2 protein-coding genes are annotated in these 1,395 nt (G+C 70.5%); both read left to right on the top strand.

Annotated features, from left to right (window positions below; translation table 11 throughout):
* The first annotated feature begins 6 nt into the window (after positions 1–6).
* The gene (locus tag BSE24067_RS32145; protein WP_174905005.1) at positions 7–486 is read left to right on the top strand and encodes a hypothetical protein; all 480 of its coding nucleotides are present in this window, start codon (positions 7–9) and stop codon (positions 484–486) included.
* 53 nt (positions 487–539) lie between these two features.
* Positions 540–1,395, top strand: an 856-nt coding sequence (sctJ, locus tag BSE24067_RS32140) for a type III secretion system inner membrane ring lipoprotein SctJ (protein WP_174905004.1), incomplete at its 3' end; no start/stop codon positions are given.

The raw sequence follows: 1,395 nt of genomic DNA, 5'->3' as shown, positions 1-1,395 counted from the left end.
ACGATCATGTCGGTAACAGGCGTAGGCGCGGCGCCGCCGGGCGCGGCCGCGCTCGCGGGCGCCGCGCAGCAGGCGGGCACGGCGTCCGATCCGGCGCAGGTGCGCCAGTTCGATGCGTTGATGCAACCGGGCGCGTCGCCGGCCGCAACGCCGCCGTCGGCGTCCGGCGTCGCGATGTCGCGCGCGGCGGCCGATGCGGCGCCGGCGGTGCAGATGACGCCCGCGCAGGCCAACCAGTCGTCGCTCGTCGAGCGGTTGCGCACGTACGGCAACGATCTCGACACGCGGTACGCGAACATCGACAAGCATCGCACCGAGATGCTGACGTCGATGGCGGACAACCGCAGCGATCCGTTGATGACGATGGTGCAGGCGATGGATTTCCAGTGGACGGCGACCACCACGATTTCCGAATACCAGTTGAGCCTGTCGGTCGCGCAGGCGGCGAACGGCTTCACGCACACGGTGCTGAAGACGCAGGAGTGACGAAAGCCGGTGCGTGTGCCTGCAACGGCCGCGCGCCCTGAAGCGGACAAACGATGACGACGATCGATTCGACGCCGCGCATGCATGCGTGGCGCAGCCGGGCGGCGCGTGCGCTGCTCGCGGGGCTGCTCGCGCTGTTGGCCGGCTGCCAGAAGGAGCTTTACTCCGGCCTGTCGGAGCGCGACGCGAACCAGATGATCGCCGTGCTCGGCGATGCGGGCATCAGCGCGTCGAAGGACAACGACGCGCGCGACACGTCGGATCGCAACGCATGGCAGGTCAGCGTCGCGGATGGCGACATGCAGGCGGCGCTGACCGTGCTCCACGCGAACGGGCTGCCGAAGCCGAGCTATGCCAGCCTCGGCGAGCTGTTCCAGAAGCAGGGGCTCGTGTCGACGCCGGCCGAGGAGCGCGTGCGCTACCTGTACGGCGTGTCGCAGGACCTGTCGCGCACGCTGCAGGACATCGAGGGCGTGGTGGTCGCGCGCGTGCAAGTCGTGATTCCGGAGAACGATCCGCTCGCGGACAAGATCAAGCCGTCGTCGGCGGCCGTGTACATCCGCTACCGGCCCGGCGTGGACCTGCGCGCGATGGCGCCGATGGTCAAGGATCTCGTCGCGCACAGTATCGAAGGGTTGCAATACGACAACGTGTCGCTGTTCCTGCAGCCGGCCGCGGCCCGCACGACGCGCGTCGACGGAATCGGCAGCGCGGTGTCGGACATTCTGCGGCTGCGCTCGCCGCTCGGCTGGCTCGTGTTCGCGCTGATCCTGCTCACCTGCGCGGTGATCGCGCTGTCGGCCGCGCGGCGCGGGATGTTCGGCGCGCGGCTGGCCGGGCTGGTCGGCGGTGCGCCGCGCGGCAGCAACGGTGCCGGTGGCGCGGCCGCGCAGTCGGGCGGCGGCAGCC

The sequence above is a fragment of the Burkholderia latens genome (assembly GCF_902499045.1).
GTDB classification, from domain to species: Bacteria; Pseudomonadota; Gammaproteobacteria; order Burkholderiales; family Burkholderiaceae; genus Burkholderia; species Burkholderia latens.
Note: the sequence above shows the minus strand (reverse complement) of the source record. Positions and strands in the feature narration are given on the sequence as shown.